This is a genomic window from Kineococcus halophytocola (assembly GCF_041276425.1).
In the GTDB taxonomy this organism is placed as follows: Bacteria; Actinomycetota; Actinomycetes; order Actinomycetales; family Kineococcaceae; genus Kineococcus; species Kineococcus halophytocola.
This window is the reverse complement of sequence record NZ_JBGFTU010000005.1, coordinates 169,951-192,138: the sequence shown is the minus strand read 5'-3', so window position 1 is coordinate 192,138 and position 22,188 is coordinate 169,951. Positions and strand designations below refer to the sequence as shown.

The following is a 22,188-nucleotide window of genomic DNA, read 5'->3' as shown; positions in this document are numbered from 1 at the left end:
CCCCGTCCTCCCCTGGGGGAGGACGGGGCCGCGGTGCGTCAGCCCTCGGTCGGCGCGATCTGCGCGACCGCGGTCAGCCCCTCGGCCCCCTCGGTGACGGTCCACTCGATCGAGGCGGCGCGCGAGGCCGCGAGCACGTCGGCCTCGGCGCGCCGGCCCGCCTCGACGAGGTGCGCCGGGCCGGAGATCGTCGCCGCGCTCAGCGGCGTCTTCTGCGAGACCTTCGCCTCGCTCTTGACCTTGCGCAGCGCCGAGAGCGCCTGCCCCGCGGCGGGCAGCACGAGCGTCGCGCCCGCGTCCACCGCACCCAGCTCACCCGTCGTGGGCCACGGCGCGGTGTGGACCGAGCCGTCCTGCCACCACGACCAGACCTCCTCGGCCGCGTAGGGCAGGAACGGGGCGAACAGCCGCAGCAGGGTCCGCAGGGTCAGCGCCGCCGTCGCCCGCGCGCTGGTGGCCGGGCCCTCGCCGCGCGAGCCGTAGGCGCGGTCCTTGACCAGCTCCACCCAGTCGTCGCAGAAGTTCCAGAAGAACTTCTCGGTGACGTCCAGGGCGGTGGCGTGGTCGTAGCGCTCGAACGCGTCGGTGGCCTGGGTCACGACGGTGGCCAGCCCCGCCAGGACCGCGGCGTCGATCGGTTCGGTCACCGCGGCCGGGTCGGCGGTGGTCCCGCGCTCGACGCCGAGGCCGAGCACGAACTTCGAGGCGTTGAGCAGCTTCATGGCCAGCCGGCGGCCGATCTTCATCTGCCCGGTGTCGAACGTCGCGTCCGTCCCCAGCCGGGAGGAGGCGGCCCAGTAGCGCACCGCGTCGGAGCCGAACTCCTCCAGCAGGCCCAGCGGCGTGACGACGTTGCCCTTGGACTTCGACATCTTCTTGCGGTCCGGGTCCAGGATCCACCCCGACAGCGCCGTCCGCTGCCACGGCAGCCCGTCGAACTCCAGGTGCGAGCGCACGACGGTGGAGAACAGCCAGGTGCGGATGATGTCCTGGCCCTGCGGGCGCAGGTCCATCGGGTACACGCGGGAGAACAGGTCCCCGTCGCGCTCCCAGCCGCCGGCCAGCAGCGGGGTCAGCGACGACGTCGCCCACGTGTCCATGACGTCGGGGTCGGCCGCGAACCCGCCCGGCACGCCGCGCTGGTCCTCGGTGTACCCGGGCGCGGGTTCGGCCGCCGGGTCCACCGGCAGCGTGGACTCCTCAGGCACCACGGGGGAGTCGTAGACGGGTTCGCCGTCGGCGTCCAGGGGGTACCAGACGGGGAACGGCACCCCGAAGAACCGCTGCCGGGAGATGAGCCAGTCGCCGTTGAGCCCGGAGACCCAGTGGTCGTACCGGTGCTTCATGTGCTCGGGGTGCCAGGCCAGCTCCCCGCCGCGCTCCAGCAGCGCCGAGCGCAGCTGCGCGTCCCGGCCACCGTTGCGCAGGTACCACTGCCGGGTGGAGACGATCTCCAGCGGGCGGTCGCCCTTCTCGTAGAACTTCACCGGGTGGGTGATCCTCTTCGGCTCCCCGACCATGTCGCCGGAGGCCTGCAACGCCTCCACGACCGCCTTCTGCGCCGAGAACACCGTCTGGCCGGCCAGCGTCGCGTAGAACTCCGCCCCCGCCCCGGACAGCCACGCCGGCGTCTCGCGCAGCAGGCGGCCGTCGCGGCCGATGACGGCGCGGTTGGGCAGGTTCAGCTCGCGCCACCACGTGATGTCGGTCGTGTCGCCGAAGGTGCAGATCATCGCGATGCCCGACCCCTTCTCGGGGTCGGCCAGCTTGTGCGCCACGACGGGCACCTCGACGCCGAACAGCGGCGTGCGCACCGTCGTGCCGAACAGCGGCTGGTACCGCTCGTCGTCGGGGTGGGCCACCAGGGCCACGCACGCCGGCAGCAGCACCGGCCGGGTCGTCTCGATGAACACCGGCTCCCCGCCGGCGGTGGGCGTGAAGCCGAGCCGGTGGTAGGCGCCCTCGGTGTCCTTGTCCTCCAGCTCGGCCTGGGCGACCGCGGTGCGGAACGTCGTGTCCCACAGCGTCGGGGCCTCGGCCGTGTACGCCTCACCGCGGGCCAGGTTGCGCAGGAACGCCCGCTGGGCCGTGGCCCGGGAGGTCGCCGAGATCGTGGAGTAGGTGTGCGACCAGTCCACCGACAGGCCCAGGCGCCGCCACAGCGACTCGAAGACCTGCTCGTCCTCGGCCGTCAGCCGGTCGCACAGCTCGACGAAGTTGCGCCGGGAGATCTGGACGAAGTCGCGGTCGTTCTTCGGCGCCTTCTCCGGCGGCACGAACGAGGCGTCGTAGGGCAGGGTCGGGTCGCAGCGCACGCCGTAGTAGTTCTGCACGCGCCGCTCGGTGGGCAGGCCGTTGTCGTCCCAGCCCATCGGGTAGAAGACGGACTTCCCGCGCATCCGCTGGAAGCGCGCCACGACGTCGGTGTGGGTGTAGCTGAAGACGTGCCCCACGTGCAGCGACCCGGAGACCGTGGGCGGCGGGGTGTCGATGGAGTAGACGTCGGCGCGCTGGGCGGAGCGGTCGAAGGCGTAGGTGCCCCGGTCCTGCCACACCGGGGCCCAGCGCTCCTCCAGGCCGTCGACCGTCGGACGGTCGGGTACCTCGACGCCGGGTGCGGTGGTCGCGCGGAACTGCGCCGGCGCGGAGGCGGCGCCGTCGGGGGAGGGGGTGCTGGCGTCGGACATGCCCCCATCATCCCGCACCCGGCCCGCACGCCCGGCGACCCCCGGACGGCCCACTCAGGCCGGTCCCGGGACGGCCGATGCTTCCCCGGTGAGCCACCTCCCGCACCGACCGCCCCCGTGGGTGGCCTACCTCCTCCTCGGCGGCGCGGTGGCGCTGGCGTGCCTGCTGACGACCGGCACCGTGCACGACGCGCTGCTGGCGCTCGTGTCCTGCAGCAGCGCCGCCGCCATCGCCGTGGGCGTGCGCGTCCACCGGCCCGTCCAGCCCCGCGCGTGGTGGGCGATGGCCGCCGGGATGGCGTGCTGGGGGGCCGGTGACGTCCTGTACGTCCTCGTTTACGACGTCGGCGGCTCGCAGGCCTACCCGGCACCGCCGGACGTGACCTACCTGCTGGCCTACCCGCTGCTCGGGTTCTCGCTGCTGGCGCTGGCCCGCAAGGCCCGTCCGGGCCGTGACGTCGAGGGCGTCATCGACGCGACGATCCTGTCGGTCGGGGCCGGTCTGCTGAGCTGGGTCTTCCTGCTCGAACCGGCCCTGCGCTCGATGTCCGACGACCTGCTCGGCGGGACCGTCTCGGCCCTCTACCCGGTGGCCGACGTGTTCGTCCTGGCCATGCTCGTCCGGCTCACCTCCGCGGCCGGGGCCCGCTCGCCGAGCTTCGCCCTGCTGTGCGCGGCGGCGGTCGCGATGCTCGCCGCCGACGCCGCGTACCAGGTCGCCTACGCCGCCGTCGGCTACGACGGGACCGCCGTCGATCCGGTCTGGCTCGCCGGCTACCTGCTGTGGGGGGCGTGCGCGCTGCACCCGTCCATGCGCCGACTGTCCGACCCGGTCCCGGCGCACAGCGGCAGCGAGCTCGGCGGTGGGCGCCTGGTGCTCCTGGCGGGGGCGAGCCTGCTGGCCCCCGCGACGCTCGCGCTGCAACTGCTGCTGCAGCAGCACCCGTCGTCGTGGGCCGTGGCGACCTCCTCCGCGGTGCTGTTCCTGCTCGTCGTGGCCCGCATGTGGACGCTCCTGCGCCGGTTGCGGGTGCAGGCCGAGCAGTTGCGGGCCCTGGCTCGCACCGACCCCCTGACGGGCCTGCTCAACCGCCGCAGCGGGGACGCGGCCCTGCAGCGGGCCGCGGCCGGCTGCGCGCGCAGCGGGTCCGACCTCGTCGTCGTGCTCGTGGACCTGGACCACTTCAAGGCCTACAACGACACGCACGGCCACCCCGCCGGGGACCGGCTGCTCGTCGGGGCCGCCCACGCCTGGGGCGAGGTCCTCGACGGTGCCGGGGCGCACCTGGCCCGCTGGGGCGGGGAGGAGTTCCTCCTCGTCCTGCCCGGCCCGGACCGCGCCGCGGTCGAGGCGCTCCTGGGGCGGATGCGCCGGGTCGTCCCGGACGGGCGCACCTTCTCGGCCGGAGCGGCGCGGTGGGCCGGTCCGGCCCAGGACCTGCCCGCCCTCCTCGCCGCTGCCGACGCGGCCCTCTACGCGGCCAAGGCCGGTGGGCGGGACCGGACGTGCTGGGCCCCTGAGGCCCCGGCAGCACCGGGAGCCCCCACGCCGGCCCTCCCGTCCCTGCCCGCCCTGCCCGCCCGCGGCGAGCGCCGCCCGGTGCACCCCGTGCCGCGTGGCTGAGGGCACCCCGGCGCCCTGGTGGCGCGCTGGGCGCCGGGTCCGCTCGCCGTGGCGGGCCTACGCGGTGTTCGGGGTCCTGGTCGCCCTGGCCGTCCAGGTCGGCCCGCCCGGTCCCGCGACCGACAGCCTCTTCGTCCTCTCCAGTGCCGCGGCGGTGCTCGCCACCGCCGCCGGGGTGCGCCGGCACCGGCCCCGGGGCGCCGGCGCGTGGTGGCTGCTGGTGGCGGGCCTGGGGGCCTGGACCCTCGGCGACGCCACCTACTGGCTGTGCTGGTGGGTGCTGGACCTGCGCGGTTTCCCCGGCCCCCCGGACGTCTTCTACGTCGCCGCCTACCCCCTGCTGACCGCCGCGCTGCTGCGGCTGGCCCGGCAGGCCCGGCCGGCCCGCGACGTCGAGGGGACCATCGACGCCGCCATCCTCGTCGTCGGCTGCGGGCTGCTGTCGTGGACGTTCCTCATCGCCCCCACGCTCGCCCACGCCGGCGCCGACCCCCTCGGCGCGGCTGTCTCCGCCGCCTACCCGGTGGGCGACGTCCTCGTCCTCGGCGCCCTCGTGCGGGTCGTCACCGCCGCCGGGCGTCACTCCGTCTCCTCCGGGCTGTTCGCCTCGGCGGCCCTCGTCATGCTCCTGGTCGACACCCTCTACCAGGTCGCCACGACGTCCGGTTCCTTCGACGGCTCCGGGATCGACTGGCTGTGGCAGGCCTCGTACGTGCTGTGGGGGTGCGCGGCCCTGCACCCCTCGATGCGGCGCCTGTCCGATCCCGTCCCGGCCCCGGAGACGGCGCAGTTCTCCACCACCCGGCTGCTCGTGCTCACGGGGGCGAGCCTGCTGGCCCCGGCCACGCTGGTGCTGCAGCTGCTGCTCGGCCGGCCCCCGCAGGCCTGGGCCGTCGTCGTCGGGTCCACCGTCCTGTTCCTGCTCGTCGTCGCGCGCCTGCACGCCCTGGTGCGCCGGGTCCGCGAGCAGGCCGACCAGCTCGCCGAGCTGGCCCGCACCGACCCGCTGACGGGTCTGCTGAACCGCCGCAGCGCCGACGCCGAGCTGCGCCGGCTGCGCGAGCGCGCCGAGCTCGAGGGCACCGACCTCGTCGTGGGCCTGCTCGACCTCGACCGGTTCAAGGTCTTCAACGACACGTTCGGGCACCCGGCGGGGGACCGCCTGCTCGTGGGCGCCGCCACGGCGTGGCGCTCGGCGCTCGCGGGCACGGGCGTGGCGCTGGCCCGCTGGGGCGGGGAGGAGTTCGCCGTCCTGGCCGCCGGCGTCGCGCCGGCGCGGGTGGAGCGGCTGCTGGCCGACCTGCGCGCCGTCGTGCCGGACGGTCAGACCTTCTCGGCCGGTCTGGCCCGCTGGGACGGGACCGAACCCCTCGAGGCCCTCGTGGCCCGCGCCGACGCCGCGCTGTACGCGGCCAAGCACGCCGGCCGGGCGTGCACCCGGACGGCCGACCCCGGTGCCGGGCCGGTGCGCCCGGCCGCCCGACGTGTGCGAAGCTGCACGTGACAGCGACGAGACCAGCGACGACGACGTCCGCAGGAGTCCAGATGCACAGCTTCGCCAGCCTCCTCACCGACCACGCGCGCTCGCGTCCCGAGGACGTCGCGGTCCGCCTCGACGACCACGTCCTGACCTGGGCCGCCCTCGACGACGCCACCTCCCGCGTCGCCGCGCTGCTGCGCGCGCAGGGCGTCCGGCGGGGGGACCGGGTGGCGCTCATCGCCCCCAACGTCCCGCACTTCCCGGTGCTCTACCACGGCATCCTGCGCGCCGGGGCGGTCGTCGTGCCGATGAACCCGCTGCTGCGCGGACGGGAGGTGAACCACCACCTCACCGACTCCGGGGCCGTCCTCGCCCTCGTCTGGCACACCGTCGCCGAGGCCGCCCACGCCGGTGCCGTGGGCACCCCCACCCGCGTCGTGGAGATCGAGCCGTCCGCGACCGCCGCGCTGCTGGCGGGGGTCGAGCCCGACCCGTCCGCCGACCACGAGGTCCTGCAGGCCCTCGACCCGCAGGACACCGCCGTCATCCTCTACACCTCCGGGACGACGGGGGCGCCCAAGGGTGCCGAGCTGACCCACCACAACCTCCTCAGCAACGCGGTGACGTCGCAGGAGTCCCTGGTCAAGATGGGCGAGGACGACGTCATCCTCGGTGCGCTGCCGCTGTTCCACGCCTTCGGCCAGACCTGCGCCATGAACACCGCGCTCGTCGCCGGCCGGACCATGACGCTGCTGCCCCGGTTCACGGCCGAGGCGGCGCTCGCGGTCGTCGAGCGCGACCGCGTCACCCACTTCGCCGGGGTCCCCACGATGTACGTGGCGATGCTGGGCGAACCCACCGCCGCCGACCGGGACCTGTCCTCGTGGCGGTCCTGCGTCTCCGGCGGGGCCTCGCTGCCGGTCGAGGTGCTGAGGGGTTTCGAGGAGAAGTACGGGGTGGTGATCCTGGAGGGGTACGGGCTGAGCGAGACCTCGCCGGTCGCCTCGTTCAACCTTCCCGATGTCCCGCGCAGACCCGGGACCATCGGCGTCCCGGTCCGCGGCTGCGAGATGGACCTGCGCTCGGCCGACGGTTCCCCCGTCGCACCGGGTGAGGTCGGGGAGATCGTCATCAAGGGCGAGAACGTCATGAAGGGCTACTGGCGCAACGAGACCGCCACGGCCCAGGCCATCACCGACGGCTGGTTCCGCAGCGGGGACCTGGCGACGCGCGACTCCGACGGCTACTACACGATCGTCGACCGGGCCAAGGACATGATCGACCGCGGCGGGTACAACGTGTACCCCCGGGAGGTCGAGGAGGTCCTGTACGAGCACCCGGCCGTCGAGCAGGCGGCCGTCGTGGGTTTCCCCGACCCCCTGGTGGGTGAGGAGATCGGGGCGGCGGTGGTCCTCAAACCGGGCGCGAGCGCGACCCCGGAGGAACTGCAGCAGCACGTCAAGGCGCAACTGGCCGCCTACAAGTACCCGCGGCGGATCTGGATCGTGTCGGACCTGCCCAAGGGACCCACCGGAAAGATCCTCAAGCGCGAGATCACACCCCCTGCACGGACGGAGGAAACCCCGGCATGAGCACCCCCCAGCACGCGAGCACCAGCACGACCAGCGACGCGGTCCCCACCGGCGTCGACTACTACGACATCGCCGCCGACCTCACCGACGCCGAGCGCGAGACGTGGGCCACCGTCCGCGCCTTCGTCGACGAGAAGGTCATCCCGGTCGCCGGCGGGTACTGGGAACGCGCCGAGATGCCGATGGACCTGCTCAAGGAGTACGGCCAGCTGAACCTCGTGGGCGACGGCCTGGAGGGGCCCGGCGTCCCGCGGCTGAGCCACACCGCCGCGGGTCTGGTGACCATGGAACTGTCCCGCGGTGACGGCAGCTTCGCCACCATGCTCGGCGTCCAGGCGGGGCTGGCCATGCGGTCCATCGCGTTCCTCGGCTCGGACGAGCAGAAGGAGCGCTGGCTGCCGCCCATGGCCCGGCTGGAGGTCCTCGGGGCGTTCGGCCTGACCGAACCCGACCACGGGTCCGACGCCGTGGCCCTGGGGACCACGGCCCGCGAGGACGGCGACGAGTACGTCCTCGACGGGGCCAAGCGCTGGATCGGGTTCGGGACCGTCTGCGACGTGTGCGTGGTGTGGGCCCGCGGTGAGGACGGTCAGGTCCAGGGGTTCCTCGTCGAGCGGGGGACCCCGGGGTTCGAGGCGTCCGTCATCGAGGGCAAGGCGTCGCTGCGCGCCATCCACAACGCGGACATCACCCTCACCGGTGTCCGGGTGCCGGCGGAGAACAAGCTGCCGGGGGCGCGCAGCTTCCGCGACACCGGTCGCGTCCTGTCCGCCACCCGCGCGGGCATCGCCTGGGGCGCGCTCGGGCACGCGACGGCGGCCTACGAGACGGCGCTGGCCTACTCCCTGCAGCGCAAGCAGTTCGGCCAGCCGCTGGCGAGCTTCCAGCTCGTGCAGGACAAGCTCGTGCAGATGCTCGCCGAGGTGACGGCCATGCAGTTGTTCTGCCTGCGGGTGGGCAAGCTCGCCGACGCGGGCACGCTCACCGACACCCAGGCCTCCCTGGCCAAGGTCAACGCCACGCGCAAGGCGCGGACCGTGACGGCCATGGCGCGCGACCTGCTGGGCGGCAACGGGATCCTGCTGGAGCACCGGGTCGCGCGGCACATGGCCGACGTGGAGGCCCTGCACACCTACGAGGGCACCGAGTCGATCCAGACCCTCATCGTCGGCCGGCACCTCACGGGCGTGTCCAGCTTCACCTGAGCCAGACCCCGCCTCGACTCCGGTCCGACGCCGGCCCGGCCCGACGGGCGCGGTGGACCCCCCGGGAGACCGGGGGTTCCCCTTGACGGCAGATCCTATTGGATGTTGGATCGGCGGTAGTCGATCGAAGGAGATGCGTCCCGTGAGCACCCCGTTCCCCGCCGCACGCACGGCCGTGGTCACCGGCGTCGGAGCTCCCCGCGGCATCGGCCGCGTCGTGGCGCGCCGGCTGGCCCGCGACGGGTGGAGCCTGGCCCTGGTCGACGTCCGCGCCGACGGTGTGGCCGAGATCGCCGAGGAGCTGGCCGGCACCGTCCCCGACGGCGCGCAGGTCCTCGGCGTCCCGCTGGACATCACCTCCCCCGAGGACGTCGCCGCGGCGTTCGCGCGCATCGACGAGGCGCTGCCGCCCGTGGTGGGGCTCGTGAACCTCGCCGGGACCGCCTGCCCGACCCCGCTGCTGGAGCTGACGCTGGCGGAGTGGAACGCCGGCTTCGCCGTCAACGCCACCGGGACGATGCTGATGATCCAGGCCGCGGCGCCGCGGATGGCGCAGGTGGGGGTGGGGCGCATCGTCACCACGTCCTCGATCACCGCCCTCGACGGCGGGGGGACGTTCTCCAAGACCGCCTACGCCGCCTCCAAGGCCGCGGTCCTGGGCCTGACGAAGGGGGCGGCCCGCGAGCTGGGCCCGCTGGGCATCACGGCGAACGCGATCCTGCCCGGCCCCGTCGACACCGACATCATGGGCGGGCCGCTGACCGAGGACCGCAAGGCCGCGATGGCGACGGGCATCCCGGTGGGCCGGGTCGGCCGGCCCGAGGACGTCGCCGCGGTGGTCGCGTTCCTGCTGGGTGAGGACGCCGGGTACGTCAACGGCGCCAGCCTGCAGGTCGACGGCGGCAAGCTCATCCACTGAGCCCACCGCCGCGGGACCGGGGGCGCGGCGGGTGTCCCGCGCCCCCGGTCCCGGCGGGTCAGCTCCCGGCGCGCGCCGGGTGGAAGCGCCGCCCCGTGACGCGCTCGCTGGCGCCCACGCGGTCGAGGTAGGGGGTGATCCCCCCGGTGAACAACGGGTGGCCGGTGCCCAGGACCAGGCACACGTCGACGTCCTCGGGACCGGCGACGACCCCCTCGTCCAGGACGCGGCGGACCTCGTCGGCCAGGGCGTCCTGCACGGCGCGCAGCACCTCCTGGCCCGTCCGCGGGGTACCGCCCCCCTGCACGATCCCCTCGTGGGCGCCGGTCAGTTCCACCGGCCCCTTCGGGGTGACGAGTGCGGGCCCACCGGCCTGCACCCAGCGGCGCAGGGTGTCCGAGACCGTGTAGCGCTCCGGGAACGCCGCGGCCAGCGTCTCGTGGACGTGCAGCATGACGGCCGGGCCCACGAAGTGCCCCAGGCGGAACGGGGTCATCGGCAGTCCCAGCTCATCCAGGCTGTGCTCGACCTCCAGCAGCGGCGTGCCCGCGTCGACGGCCTTGACGACCTCGTCGAACATCCGGGTGGAGATGCGGTTCACGACGAACGCGGGCGCGTCCTGCACCAGCACGCACGTCTTCTTGAGCTTCTTCCCGACCGCGAAGGCCGTGGCCAGCGTCACGTCGTCGGTCGTGCCCGTCCGCACGACCTCCACGAGGGGCAGGACGGCGACGGGGTTGAAGAAGTGGAACCCGACGAACCGCTCGGGGTTCTTCAGCACCGAGGCCATCTCGGTCACCGACAGGGAACTGGTGTTCGTGGCCAGGACGGCGTCCTCGCGCAGCAGGGGTTCGAGCTCGCGCAGGACGTCCTGCTTGACCGACATCTCCTCGAAGACGGCCTCGACGACGACGTCGCAGTCGGCCAGCGCCGACTTCTCCACCGACCCGGACACCGACGCCGACAGCCGGTTGGCCGTGTCGGGGGAGATCCGGCCCTTGGCCAGCAGGTCCTGGACGCCCTGGCGCACGAACCCGACGCCCTTCTCGACGCGCTCGGCCGAGACGTCGGTGAGGACGACGGGGACCTGCAGCCGGTGCAGGAACAGCAGTGCGAGCTGGGAGGCCATGAGCCCGGCCCCGACGACGCCGACCGAGGTGACCTTGCGCGGATCCACCTGCGGCGCACCGGTGGGCTTGCGGCCGTAGCGCTGCACGAGGTCGAAGGCGTAGAGCCCGGCCTTGAGCTCGGGGGAGACCCCGAGGTCGGCCAGCGCCTGGTCCTCGGCGCTGAAGTGGGTGTCGCGGTCGTTCGTGCGGGCGGCCTCCAGGAGGTCCAGCGTCCGGTAGGGCGCGGGAGCGGCCCCGTGCACGCGGGTGTCGGCGACGGCCCGGCCGCGGGTGATCGCCGCCGCCCAGGTCGCCTCGTCGGCGGGTTCGGCGCGTTCCACGCCCCTCTCGCCCACCAGGACCGTCCCGGCCCAGCGCAGCGACTGCACGAGGAAGTCGGCCGGCTCGAACAGCGCGTCGGCGATGCCGGCCTCGAACGCCTGCGGGCCGGACAGCGTCCTGTTGTTCGCCAGGGCGTTCTCGATCGCGACCTTCACCGCGACGTCCGGGCCGGCCAGGCGGGGCAGCAGGTACGTCCCGCCCCAGCCGGGCACGAGACCCAGGTACGCCTCGGGCAGCCCGATGCCGCGCACGGCACCGGAGATCGTCCGGTAGGAGCAGTGCAGCGCCGTCTCCAGCCCGCCGCCGAGGGCGAGGCCGTTGACGAAGGCGAACGTGGGCACGCCGGCGTCGGCGAAGCGGCGCAGGACGCGGTGGCCCTGGGCCCCCACGGCCCGGCTGGACTCCAGGTCACCGATGGAGGCGACGGCCTTGAGGTCGGCCCCGGCGCAGAACACGTGGGTCGCCCCGGTGACGCCGATCGCGACGACACCCTCCTCGCGCACCAGCGCCTCGGCCCGGTCCAGGGCCGCCTCCAGGTCGGCCAGCCCCGGCTGGCCCAGGACGAACGGCCGGCGCGGGTCGCCGGAGTCGAGGGTGAGCAGCGCCATCCTGCCCGGGCGCACCCCGGCAGGGGTGGGGGGCAGGTCGAGCGTGCGGACGTGGACGGCCATCAGGCTTCACCCTCCCCGTTCGCGAACCCTTCCCAGGCCGGGTTCTCCCAGACGACCGACCCGCCCTGGCCCAGGCCCACGCACATGGCGGTGAGCCCGTAGCGGACCTCGGGGTGCTCGGAGAACTGCCGGGCGAGCTGGGTCATGAGCCGCACCCCGGAGGCGGCCAGCGGGTGGCCGATGGCGATCGCGCCGCCGTAGAGGTTCACCCGCGGGTCGTCGTCGGCGATGCCGAAGTGGTCCAGGAAGCTGAGCACCTGCACGGCGAAGGCCTCGTTCAGCTCGAACAGGCCGATATCGTCGATGCTCAACCCGGTGCGCTGCAGCACCTTCTCGGTGGAGGGGACCGGGCCCAGGCCCATGACCCCCGGTTCGACGCCGGCGAACCCGAAACCGACCATGCGCATCCTCGGGGTCAGCCCCAGCTCGGCGGCGACGTCCTCGGCGGCCAGGACGCACGCGGTCGCACCGTCGGTCAGCGGGGAGGCGTTGCCGGCGGTGACGCGCCCGTGCGGGCGGAACGGCGTCCGCAGGTCGGCCAGGCCCTCCATCGTCGTGCCGGGCCGGGCCAGCTCGTCGGCGGTGGCCAGGCCCCAGCCGAGCTCGGCGCTGGCGGAGGCGACCGGGACGAGGTCGGCCTCGACCTGCCCGTTCGCGACGGCCTCGGCGAACTTCTCCTGGCTGGCGACGGCGAACGCGTCGGCGCGTTCCTTGGTCAGCTGCGGGAACCGGTCGTGCAGCGCCTCGGCCGTCTTGCCCATGTCCAGGGCGTCGGGGGAGACGATGCGCTCGGTGAGGAACCGCGGGTTGGGGTCCATGCCGGACCCCAGCGGGTGGTGGCCCATGTGCTCGACCCCGCCGGCGAGGGCCACGTCGAGGGCACCGACGGCGATGGAGGCCGCGCTCGTCGTCACGGCCGTCATCGCCCCGGCGCACCAGCGGTCGATGGCGTACCCGGGCGTGGTGACCGGCAGCCCGGCGAGCAGGGCGGTGCTGCGGCCCAGCACCAGGCCCTGGTCCCCGGACTGGGTGGCCGCCGCGATCGCGACCTCCTCGACCCGCTCCGGCGGCAGGGACGGGTTGCGGCGCATCAGCTCGCGCAGGCAGGCCACGACGAGGTCGTCGGCGCGCGTCTGGGCGTGGATGCCGTCGGGGCGGGCCTTGCCGAACGGGGTGCGGACGCCGTCGGCGAAGACGACGCTCCGTCCGGGGGCGGGCGTGTGGACCACAGGACCTCCTCGTCACGGGTGCGTGTGGGGCCACCGTACGCGCCGCACGAGGTAAGCGGTACCGGCGGTCCCTGGTAACCACCCGGGGGAGGGCGCCGGGTCGGACCAGCCCACCCCGCCCCACCGCCCGATCGCCCCGGGCCCGGTGCCGTGCCAGGCTCGGCCTCCCGGCCGGGTCCCCCGTCGCGCGCCGCACGTCCGGCGCGACCCGGCGCCCGGACGGCACCAGCACGACACCAGCGCACGCGGAGGAGGGGCCATGCAGACGGTCGGGGTCGACGTGGGAGGCACCAACATCGAGGTCGGACTGGTCGGGGACGACCACGAGGTCCTCGGGAACGCCAAGCAGAACACCCCCGTGGAGGGGCCCGACGCCGTCCTGGACGTCATCGCCGACCTGGTGGCCGAGGTCGGGGGTGATCCCGTGGGCATCGGGCTCGGCATCCCCGGCGTCGTCCACGAGGGGCGGGCGCTGACCGTGCCCAACCTGCCGGGCTGGGGCGACCCCGTCGACCTGGTCGGGGGGTTGTCCGACCGCACCGGGCTGCCCGTCGTCCTGGGCAACGACGGCAACGTGGGTCTGCTCGGGGAGTGGCTGCACGGAGCGGCCAAGGGCCACGACGACGTGCTGGGCGTGTGGCTGGGCACCGGGGTCGGCGGCGGGCTCGTGCTGGGCGGTCGACCGTACCTGGGCTCGCACGGAGCCGCGGGGGAGATCGGGCACGTCGTCGTCCGCGACGGCGGCCAGTTGTGCGGCTGCGGGCGGCGCGGGTGCGTGGAGGCCTACGCCGGGCGCCGGTCGATGCAGACCGCCGTGCGGGCCCTGGTGGACGCCGGGCGCGAGACGACCCTGGAGCAGTTGCGCATCGACAAGGGCAAGGAGTCGATGACCTCCAGCGTCTGGGAGGCCGCCCTGGAGGACGGGGACGACCTGGCGCAGGAGGTGTTCGCCACGGGCGTGGACGCGCTCGGCGTCGGGATCGGTGCCGTGCTGAACGTGCTGGACGTCGACCTCGTCGTCATCGGCGGGGGTCTGGCCGAGAAGCTCGGCTCGGACCTGGCCGACCGGATCGCGGAGTCCACCAGACCCTGGGTGATGCGTCCGAGCCCGGACCTGCGGTTCTGCGTCGCGGCCCTGGGCGACGACTCCGGGGTGGTGGGGGCGGCGGCGCTGTCCCGGTCCTCCGTGATCGCCGGCTGACGAGCTGAGGCACGTGGTGCGGCGGGGTGGCGGACGTCGTCGCGCACCCCGTCCAGGCACCGTGGTCCGGGAACGGCGAACGGCCCGGACCTGACGAGGTCCGGGCCGGTCGGGGAGTCCTGGATCAGGCGGTGAGCCCGCGGGTCGGGCGCAGCAGCTTGATGAGCAGCAGGACGCTGGCGACGATCGTCATGAACGCCAGCGAGCGCCAGCCGACGGTGAGCACCACGCGCTGGAACTCGGCGCTGGCCTGCGTCAGCCAGTACCAGGCGCCGACGGAGGAGACGACGACCGACCCGACGATCGTGGCGAGCAGGGCCCCGGCCCCGCCGCCGCTGCGCTTGCCGGCCTCGGCGGCGGCCTGCGCGGCCCACAGGTCGCGGCGGGTGCCGAGCAGGTGCGTCACCCAGGACTTGGCGGTGTTCCAGCCCGAGAACCACAGCCACAGCTCACCGGGCAGCCACAGCGCGGCGAACAGGTAGTCGGCGCCGCGGCGGTGGGGGGACAGGTGCGCCATCTTCAGCTGGTAGAGCGCGGCCAGGACGGTCGGGGTGATCCACCACCAGGACCAGACGAACTGGTGGGTGGAGACCGAGGCGGCCAGCAGGGCGACGAAGGCCAGGCGCATGAAGACGTTGAGCCCCAGGCCGAGGTGCTGCAACCAGAACGGCAGGGTCCGCTTGGACAGCGGCATGCTCGTCATGAGGGCGATGAGCCCGGCATTCCACTTCGCGCGCTGGCCGGACAGGGCGCGGACGGTGGGCATGGCCCCGACCTGGGCGCGGGCGGTGGCCGACATGACGGTCGTCCAGCCCATCTCCTGCAGCTCCAGGCCGAGCTGGGCGTCCTCGGTCGCGGTCTCGTTGGTCCAGGGGGCCGCGCGGCGGTGCCGGCGGGTCACCTCGTCGATGGCGGCGAACCGGAACGCCGAGCACTGCCCGCCGACGATCGTGGTGCGGCGGGCGCGTTCGTTGGCGCGCACCTGGAACTGGGTGAAGTCCATCTTCTGGGCGCGCACGAGCTGGCGGTTGAACCAGCCGCCCTGGCCCTCGGCGAAGTGGTACTTGGCCGAGACGGCCGCCGCGCTGGGCGTCTTGAGGAGTTCGGCCTCCAGGTCGGCCAGGCAGTCGGGGTCGAGCACGACGTCGGCGTCCATGCTCACCATGACGTCGAAGGCGCCGCCGGCGAGGAACTCGGCGTACCCGGTGGCCAGGGCGCCGACCTTGGCGTCGGTGTTGCCGGAGGTCTCGACGACCTTGATCCCGCGGTAGCGGCGGGCGATCTTCACGGTGTCGTCGGTGCAGTTGTCCGCGACGACGACGATGAGGTCGGGGGTGCGGGTCTGGGTCACGAGGGAGTCCAGGCAGGCCTCGATGTCGGCCTCCTCGTTGTGCGCCGGCAGCAGGACGGCCATCTTCGCGACCCGGCGGGTCGCGGGGCGGTAGCGCAGGCGGTGGATCGTGACCTCGAGCGCACGCCGGGCGGTGAGGGCCGTGTCGGCGAGGCGGTCGGCGAAGCCGGAGCGGGGGGCGGGGACGGCCGTGCGGGGCAGGACGGTGCCCTCGACGACCCGCGGCTCGGGCTGGACGAGGAGCGGAGCGAGGTCGTGAACGGCCATGGGGCTGCCTCCGTGGGCGGGGCTCGGGCGGGGCTGGCGGGGTGCGGTGGGGCTCGTCAGTGACGTTAGGTAGCCGATTGCTCCACCAACAGCTCCGTTCCGCCGCTAGAGGTAACGCTGCGCTTATCAACCGACCGGGTGGCCCCGCATCCGTCACTCGCGGTCACGACTACTCACGGCGATTCCGAGCTGGTGTCACGCTGCGTCGTCATCCGTGACGGCGACGGAGGGGGGCGGGGCGAACGGGGGAGACCGGCGGGGCGGTCCCGGTTACGATGGAGCCACAGGCGTCGATCCGGCCATCACCGGTGAGCCTCCGGAAGAACGGGTGCCCCCCGGGTGCCTCACTAGAACCGGACGGGTGCGGCCCGTGACAGCCGGACGAGAGCGGTCGTCCCGTCCTCCCCCGCGGGGGAGGGCCCGGGCGGCAAGCGGGGTGGTACCGCGGCACCGCCGGCCCCGGCGGGTGTCGTCCTCGCGGCTGGAGCAGTTCAGTCGAGGAGACGAGGCACGGTGTCCGAGGACGTGACGGAAGCCCCCCAGAGCCCCGGCGAGGTCGCCGCGCAGACCCCGGGCGGTCCGAGCTTCCCCCAGATCGAGCGCGCCGTCCTGGACTCCTGGGCGGCCGACGGCACCTTCCGCGCCAGCGTCGAGGCCCGCGAGGGCTCCGCGGCCGGGGAGTTCGTCTTCTACGACGGCCCGCCCTTCGCCAACGGCCTGCCGCACTACGGCCACCTGCTGACCGGCTACGTCAAGGACCTCGTGCCGCGCTACGAGACGATGCGCGGGCACCAGGTCGAGCGCCGCTTCGGCTGGGACACCCACGGCCTGCCCGCCGAGGTCGAGGCCGAGAAGCAGCTCGGCATCACCCACAAGTCCCAGATCGACGCCCTCGGCGTCGCGGCCTTCAACGACGCCTGCCGCACCTCCGTGCTGAAGTACACGAAGGAGTGGGAGGAGTACGTCACCCGCCAGGCGCGCTGGGTCGACTTCGAGAACGACTACAAGACCCTCGACACCGACTACATGGAGTCGGTCATGTGGGCGTTCAAGACGCTGTGGGACAAGGGCCTGGTCTACGAGGGGTTCCGCGTCCTGGCCTACTGCTGGCGCTGCGAGACGCCGCTGAGCAACTCCGAGACGCGCCTGGACGACGTCTACCGCAACCGGCAGGACCCCGCGGTGACCGTCGGGTTCGCGTTCACCGACGCCGGTGACGACCTCGACGGCGTGCTGGGCCTGATCTGGACCACGACGCCGTGGACGCTGCCCAGCAACCTCGCCATGGCCGTCCACCCGGACCTGGAGTACGTCGTCGTCACGGGCACCGGCGACCACGAGGGACGGAAGTTCCTGCTCGCCGCCGACCGGCTGGCCCACTACGCCCGCGAACTGGGCGAGGACGCCGCCGACCGCGTCGTGGCGCGCAAGCGCGGGTCCGAGCTGCTCGGCCGCCGCTACGTCCCCCCGTTCGACTACTTCGCCGGCCGGGAGAACGCCCACCAGGTCCTGGCGGCGGACTACGTCACGACCGACTCCGGCACGGGGGTGGTCCACATCGCCCCCGCCTTCGGTGAGGACGACAAGCTCGTCACCGACGCGGCCGGCATCGTCCCGGTCGTCCCCGTCGCCTCCAACGGGACCTTCACGGCCGAGGTCACCGACTTCGCCGGCACGCACGTCTTCGACGCGAACAAGGAGATCAACCGGGCGCTGAAGAACGGCCTGCCCAGCGGTGCCGTCCTGCTGCGCCAGGAGACGTACGACCACTCCTACCCGCACTGCTGGCGCTGCGGGAACGCGCTCATCTACCGCGCCGTGTCGAGCTGGTTCGTCAAGGTCAGCGCGATCCGCGACCGCATGGTCGAGCTCAACGAGCAGATCACCTGGGTCCCCGACCACGTCCAGCACGGGTCCTTCGGCAAGTGGCTGGAGGGTGCGCGCGACTGGTCGATCAGCCGCAACCGCTACTGGGGCAGCCCGATCCCGGTGTGGACCTCGGACGACCCGGCGTACCCGCGCGTGGACGTCTACGGCTCCCTCGACGACCTCGAACGCGACTTCGGCGTCCGCCCGGCCGACCTGCACCGCCCCCACGTCGACGAGCTGACCCGGCCCAACCCCGACGACCCGACGGGGCGCTCGACCATGCGCCGCGTCCCGGAGGTCCTGGACTGCTGGTTCGAGTCCGGGTCGATGCCGTTCGCCCAGGTGCACTACCCGTTCGAGAACACAGACTGGTTCGAGAGCCACTACCCGGGCGACTTCATCGTCGAGTACATCGGGCAGACCCGCGGCTGGTTCTACACGCTGCACGTCCTGGCCACGGCGCTGTTCGACCGGCCGGCGTTCCGCACGTGCGTCTCGCACGGCATCCTGCTCGGCGACGACGGCCGCAAGATGAGCAAGTCGCTGCGCAACTACCCCGACGTGTCCGAGGTCCTGGACCGCGACGGCTCCGACGCGATGCGCTGGTTCCTCATGAGCTCGCCCGTGCTGCGCGGGGGGAACCTCATCGTCACCGAGCAGGGCATCCGCGACTCGGTGCGCCAGGTGCTGCTGCCGCTGTGGAACACCTTCCAGTTCTTCCAGCTCTACTCCGGCACCTCCAGCCACACCCCGCGCTGGCGCACGACGTCGGGCGACGTCCTGGACCGGTACGTGCTGGCCAAGCTGCACGACACCGTCGTGCAGGTCACGGCGCAGCTCGACGCCTACGACATCGCCGGGGCGTGCGAGACCTCCCGGCAGTTCCTGGACTCCCTGACGAACTGGTACGTCCGCCGGTCCCGGTCGGCGTTCTGGGACGGGGAGTCCGACCGGGCCCGCGACGCGTTCGACACCCTCTACACGGTGCTGGAGACGACGACGCGGATGCTGGCGCCGCTGCTGCCGCTGTTCGCCGAGGAGATCTGGCGGACGCTGACCGGGGGGCGGTCGGTGCACCTCACCGACTGGCCGGACGTGCTGGACCTGCCCAGCGACCCCGCGCTCGTGGCGGCCATGGACGAGGTGCGCGCCACCTGCTCCAGCGCGCTGGCGCTGCGCAAGGCGAACGGCCTGCGGGTCCGGTTGCCCCTGGAGCGGCTCGAGGTCCTCGTCGCCGACCCCGCCGCGCTGGAACCGTTCGCCCGGCTCGTCGCCGACGAGGTGAACGTCCGGAACGTCGCGCTGGCCCCGATCGACCGCGCCACCGAGTACGGCGTGGTCGCCAAGCTGACCGTCAACGCCCGCGCGGCCGGCCCGCGCCTGGGCAAGCAGGTGCAGCAGGCCATCAAGGGGTCCAAGAGCGGGGACTGGACCGAACGTCCCGACGGGACCGTGGTCTCCGGCGGGATCGAACTCCTCGAGGGCGAGTACGAGCTGACGACCACCGTCGAGGGGGCCGGGGACGCCCTGGCCACCTCGGCGCTGGACGGTGGCGGTTTCGTCGTGCTCGACACGACGGTGACGCCGGAACTGGCCGCCGAGGGGATCGCGCGCGACGTGGTCCGCCTCGTCCAGCAGGCCCGGCGCGACGCGGGGCTGCACGTCAGCGACCGCATCCGGCTGACCGTGGCCGCCGACGGGCCGGTGTGGGAGGCCCTCGTGACGCACCAGAACCTCGTCGTGTCCGAGACCCTGGCCCAGCAGTTCGGGTCCAGCGGTTCGGTGTCGGCGGTGAGCCAGGAGGAGGCGACGCTCGTGGGGTCGGTCGAGGGGCACGAGGTGCGCATCGCGGTGCAGCGCGCCGAGGAGCACGGGGGTCAGCGGTGAACGGGCCCGGGGACGAGGGGTACCGGGAGGAGGACCGGGAGCTCGAGGAGCTCCTGGGCCCGCTCGGGGACGGCACCGACGACACCGGGGAGGCGTTCGGCACCGACGGCCTGCGCCGCGGGCGGGTCCCGCAGGACCACCGCTCGCCCCGGGTGAACGCCGAGGGCCGGCTCGTGGCGGCCGGGCCGGTCGAGGAGGAGGACAGCCGGTTCGCCGACGTCGTCGCGCAGATCCTGGACCGCAACCCCGAGCACCGGATCCACCCGACGCTGGACCGGGTGCGCGAGGCGTGCGGGCTGCTGGGCGACCCCCAGCTCGCCTGCCGCGTCGTGCACCTGGCCGGTACCAACGGCAAGACGTCCACGGCGCGCATGGTGGAACGGCTGGTCCGCGAGCACGACCTGCGGACCGGCCGGTTCACCAGCCCGCACCTGGTCGACATCACCGAACGCATCTCCATCGACGGCGACCCCATCTCGCACGCCGCGTTCGTGCGCGCCTGGGACGACGTCGAACCCGTCGTGACCATCGTCGACGCACGGGCCGCCGAGCGCGGGGAACCGCGGCTGAGCTTCTTCGAGGTCCTGACCCTCATGGCGTTCGCCGCCTTCGCCGACGCCCCCGTCGACGTCGCCGTCATCGAGACCGGCCTCGGCGGCACGTGGGACACGACGAACGTCGTGCAGCCCGACGTCGCGGTCATCACACCCGTCTCGATGGACCACGAGACGTGGCTGGGCTCGACGCTGGAGGAGATCGCCGGGCAGAAGGCCGGGATCGTCAAGCACGGCTCGACGGTCGTGGTCGGCAAGCAGGAGGAGGAGGCCGGCGCGGTGCTGCTGGCCAAGGCCGCCGCCGAGCGCGTCACCGTCGTGCGCGAGGGCTTCGACTTCGGCGTCGAGGACCGCACCCTGGCCGTCGGCGGGCAGCAGGTCTCCCTGCGCACGCGCGGCGGCCTGTACGCCGACGTGTTCCTGCCCCTGCACGGGGCCCACCAGGCCGAGAACGCCGCCGTGGCGCTGTCGGCGGCCGAGGCGCTGCTCGCCCTGCCCGGGGGGACGCTGTCGCCCGGGCTGGTCGAGGCCGCGTTCGCCGACGTCTCCTCCCCGGGGCGGCTGGAGGTGCTGCGCACGTCGCCGCTCGTCCTGGCCGACGCCGCGCACAACCCGGCCGGGGCGCAGGCCCTGGCCGCGGCCATCGCCGAGGCGTTCACGCTCAGCCGGCTCGTCGGGGTCGTGGCCGTCATGGGGGACAAGGACGTCGAGGGCGTCCTGCACGCCCTCGAACCGGTCCTGGCCGAGGTCGTCGTCACCCGCTCCAGCTCCTCACGCGGGATGGAACCGGCCGAACTGGCCGAACTGGCCGAGGACGTCTTCGGTGAGGACCGCGTGCACCTCGTCGAACGGCTCGACGAGGCCATCGCCACCGCCGTCGACCTCGCCGAGTCCGAGGCGGGCGCCGGCGGCGGCATCGGCGGGTCCGGGGCCGGGGTCGTCATCGCCGGGTCGGTCGTGCTGGCCGGGGACGCCCGGGCGCTGCTGGGCAAGGGGAAGCAGTGAGGAACCCCAAGCGGCTCATGGCCGCCACGACCCTCGGCAGCGAGGCGCTCGTCGTGTTCTTCGCCACCCTCGTGGCCTACGGGCTCGTGCCGATGGCGCAGCGCAGCGCGACCTACCTCGTCGTGGGTGGTGCCCTGGTGCTGCTGTGCCTGCTGGCGGCGGGGATGCTGCGCCGCCGTGGGGGGTACGCCCTCGGCTGGGTCCTGCAGGTCGCCATCGTGGCCGGGGGGTTCGTCGTGCCGCTGATGTTCGCCGTCGGCGGGGTGTTCGCGATCATCTGGGTCTGCGCGATCGTCGTCGGCAACCGCATCGAGCGGGAGCAGGCCGAGGTGGCGCGGAGGATGGCGCAGGAGTGATCCTGCGCGACGTGGTCCCGGCGGACGCTCTCGCCGTCGCGCAGTTCCAGACCCGGACGTGGGACGAGTGCTACGCCGGGCTCGTCCCGGACGCCTACCTGCGGGCCCAGCGGGTCCCGGAACGGCTGGCCCGGTGGACGCGGACGCTGCGGACCGGATCGCGCGGCTGCGCGCTCGCGGAGGCGGACGGGCCCGGGGGCACCGAGGTCGTCGGGGTCGCGAGCTGGGTCCCGGGTGAGCCGAGCTGGGAGCTCCGCAGCCTGTACGTGGCGGCCGGGGTCCGCGGCACCGGGATCGCGGACGCGCTGCTGCGGCGTGCCGTGGGGGAGCGGGCGGCCCACCTGCGGGTGTTCCGCGACAACACGCGGGCCCGCCGGTTCTACGCTCGGCACGGGTTCACCGTCGTGGCCGGCAGCGAACGGGTCGACGCCGGGACGGGTGTTCCCGAGGTCTCGATGTCCCGTCCGTGACCAGCCCCGAGGAGGCGCAGTGCGCATCGCCGTCGACCCCACCGCGGCCCAGCCCGCCGAACTGCTCGACCACGACGTCTTCACGTCCCTCGACGTGACCGTCCCCGCCGGCACGTCCGTGGGCGACCTGGCAGCCGTCCTGGGGCCGGTGGGCGAGCTGGACGCCGAGGGCGACGACGTCGCGGCCGCGCACGTCCGCGTCTCGGTGTCCTGGTTGCACGGGACCGCCCACGCCGAGGGCGCCGACGCGGGGTGGGACGAGCGGTTCGAGGGGATGCTCGCGTTCGCCGAGACGCAGGGCTGGGTCGCTGGGACCGCCGGCGACCGGACCGTCCGGGCGCACGTCGTCGTGGAGTGAGCTGTCGCGGTG

General features: G+C 73.8%; 15 protein-coding genes. 11 read left to right on the top strand and 4 right to left on the bottom strand.

All coding sequences use genetic code 11. The features are described from left to right. Window positions 1-38 precede the first annotated feature (38 nt). Window positions 39-2,687, bottom strand: coding sequence for a valine--tRNA ligase (gene valS, locus AB2L27_RS06025; protein ID WP_370440568.1), 2,649 nt, complete (start codon window positions 2,685-2,687; stop codon window positions 39-41). 88 nt (window positions 2,688-2,775) lie between these two features. Between valS and AB2L27_RS06020 the strand changes: the two genes are divergently transcribed. The 5 genes from AB2L27_RS06020 (at window position 2,776) to AB2L27_RS06000 (ending at window position 9,507) form a co-directional block, all read left to right on the top strand. Next, the gene (locus tag AB2L27_RS06020) at window positions 2,776-4,311 is read left to right on the top strand and encodes a GGDEF domain-containing protein (RefSeq protein ID WP_370440567.1); all 1,536 of its coding nucleotides are present in this window, start codon (window positions 2,776-2,778) and stop codon (window positions 4,309-4,311) included. After that, on the top strand, window positions 4,304-5,815 hold the full coding sequence (locus tag AB2L27_RS06015) for a GGDEF domain-containing protein (RefSeq protein WP_370440566.1): 1,512 nt from the start codon (window positions 4,304-4,306) through the stop codon (window positions 5,813-5,815). Before AB2L27_RS06020 ends, AB2L27_RS06015 begins: the two co-directional genes overlap by 8 nt. Before the next feature lie 41 nt (window positions 5,816-5,856). Further along, entirely contained in the window at window positions 5,857-7,383 is a 1,527-nt protein-coding gene (locus AB2L27_RS06010; protein ID WP_370440565.1) for a long-chain-fatty-acid--CoA ligase, read from the top strand. Further along, window positions 7,380-8,588 carry an acyl-CoA dehydrogenase family protein gene (locus tag AB2L27_RS06005; protein ID WP_370440564.1) on the top strand — a complete coding sequence of 403 codons (1,209 nt, stop codon included), beginning with the start codon at window positions 7,380-7,382 and terminating at the stop codon, window positions 8,586-8,588. The genes AB2L27_RS06010 and AB2L27_RS06005 overlap by 4 nt, the downstream gene beginning before the upstream one ends. 133 nt (window positions 8,589-8,721) lie before the next feature. After that, window positions 8,722-9,507, top strand: a complete 786-nt coding sequence (locus tag AB2L27_RS06000; protein WP_370440563.1) for an SDR family NAD(P)-dependent oxidoreductase — start codon at window positions 8,722-8,724, stop codon at window positions 9,505-9,507. 58 nt (window positions 9,508-9,565) lie between these two features. On the opposite strand, the gene AB2L27_RS05995 is transcribed toward AB2L27_RS06000, so the two are convergent. Both AB2L27_RS05995 and AB2L27_RS05990 read right to left on the bottom strand, forming a co-directional pair. After that, window positions 9,566-11,629 (bottom strand): 3-hydroxyacyl-CoA dehydrogenase NAD-binding domain-containing protein, encoded by a 2,064-nt coding sequence (locus AB2L27_RS05995; RefSeq protein WP_370440562.1) that lies wholly within the window; start codon window positions 11,627-11,629, stop codon window positions 9,566-9,568. Next, window positions 11,629-12,858: a thiolase family protein gene (locus tag AB2L27_RS05990; RefSeq protein WP_370440561.1), complete on the bottom strand. Its 1,230-nt coding sequence runs from the start codon at window positions 12,856-12,858 to the stop codon at window positions 11,629-11,631. The genes AB2L27_RS05995 and AB2L27_RS05990 overlap by 1 nt, the downstream gene beginning before the upstream one ends. 259 nt (window positions 12,859-13,117) lie before the next feature. Here AB2L27_RS05990 and AB2L27_RS05985 point away from each other — a divergent pair, with 259 nt between their 5' ends. After that, window positions 13,118-14,059 (top strand): ROK family protein, encoded by a 942-nt coding sequence (locus AB2L27_RS05985; protein ID WP_370440560.1) that lies wholly within the window; start codon window positions 13,118-13,120, stop codon window positions 14,057-14,059. A gap of 124 nt (window positions 14,060-14,183) precedes the next feature. Here AB2L27_RS05985 and AB2L27_RS05980 read toward each other — a convergent pair whose 3' ends face one another. Next, the gene (locus tag AB2L27_RS05980) at window positions 14,184-15,677 is read right to left on the bottom strand and encodes a glycosyltransferase family 2 protein (protein WP_370440559.1); all 1,494 of its coding nucleotides are present in this window, start codon (window positions 15,675-15,677) and stop codon (window positions 14,184-14,186) included. A gap of 513 nt (window positions 15,678-16,190) precedes the next feature. Between AB2L27_RS05980 and ileS the strand changes: the two genes are divergently transcribed. The 5 genes from ileS to AB2L27_RS05955 are packed head-to-tail and all read left to right on the top strand — an operon-like array spanning window position 16,191 to window position 22,176. Then, window positions 16,191-19,433: an isoleucine--tRNA ligase gene (ileS, locus tag AB2L27_RS05975; protein WP_370440558.1), complete on the top strand. Its 3,243-nt coding sequence runs from the start codon at window positions 16,191-16,193 to the stop codon at window positions 19,431-19,433. Then, window positions 19,430-20,992, top strand: coding sequence for a bifunctional folylpolyglutamate synthase/dihydrofolate synthase (locus AB2L27_RS05970; RefSeq protein ID WP_370440557.1), 1,563 nt, complete (start codon window positions 19,430-19,432; stop codon window positions 20,990-20,992). The genes ileS and AB2L27_RS05970 overlap by 4 nt, the downstream gene beginning before the upstream one ends. Next, complete coding sequence (locus AB2L27_RS05965) at window positions 20,989-21,348, top strand: DUF4233 domain-containing protein (RefSeq protein WP_370440556.1); 360 nt, start codon at window positions 20,989-20,991, stop codon at window positions 21,346-21,348. The genes AB2L27_RS05970 and AB2L27_RS05965 overlap by 4 nt, the downstream gene beginning before the upstream one ends. Next, entirely contained in the window at window positions 21,345-21,818 is a 474-nt protein-coding gene (locus AB2L27_RS05960; RefSeq protein ID WP_370440555.1) for a GNAT family N-acetyltransferase, read from the top strand. Before AB2L27_RS05965 ends, AB2L27_RS05960 begins: the two co-directional genes overlap by 4 nt. Window positions 21,819-21,837: 19 nt before the next feature. Continuing rightward, window positions 21,838-22,176 carry a hypothetical protein gene (locus AB2L27_RS05955; protein ID WP_370440554.1) on the top strand — a complete coding sequence of 113 codons (339 nt, stop codon included), beginning with the start codon at window positions 21,838-21,840 and terminating at the stop codon, window positions 22,174-22,176. Window positions 22,177-22,188 lie beyond the last annotated feature (12 nt).